The sequence below is a fragment of the Lactobacillus sp. C449L genome (assembly GCF_059900815.1).
Genome location: NZ_JBWXGA010000306.1, coordinates 1 through 434 on the forward strand (window position 1 = coordinate 1; position 434 = coordinate 434).

The window sequence follows — 434 nt, forward strand, 5'->3', positions numbered from 1 at the left end:
GTGCCGGGCGAGGGACGGAACGCGATGCTGACCCTGCGCGTGCGCTACTGAAGGCACCGGGGCGCGCCGGCATGATCCGCGCCGGTGCCCCGCGGCCGGAAGACTGGACGGGCGGCGCCTGCGATTAATTCGCATTTGCCGAAGAGCCGGAGTATCAGGGGCCATGGAATCACTGCAGGCCAGCCTTGCCGAACGGCCGGACTCCGCCGGCTGGGACGAGCCGGTTCGTCCAGCCCCGGCCCCGCGGCCGCCCGCTCCGGTTTCCGGCGAGGTGTCGCGCTACGGAGCCGGACGGCGGGTCAACTGGGTCTCGCTCGGCATGATCGTCGCGTTGCACGCGGCGGGGCTGGTCGCGATGATCCGGTTGAGCCCCGCCGATCCCGCCTCCCCGAAGCCGCCGCCGCTGGTGGTCAACATGGTGGAGCTGTCACCCG

The 434-nt window shown here is 72.1% G+C and carries 1 protein-coding gene; it reads left to right on the top strand.

What is annotated here, in order from left to right; genetic code table 11:
• Positions 1-163 precede the first annotated feature (163 nt).
• On the top strand, positions 164-434 hold a 271-nt coding region (locus AC2JF9_RS09525; protein ID WP_500727293.1), incomplete at its 3' end, for a hypothetical protein.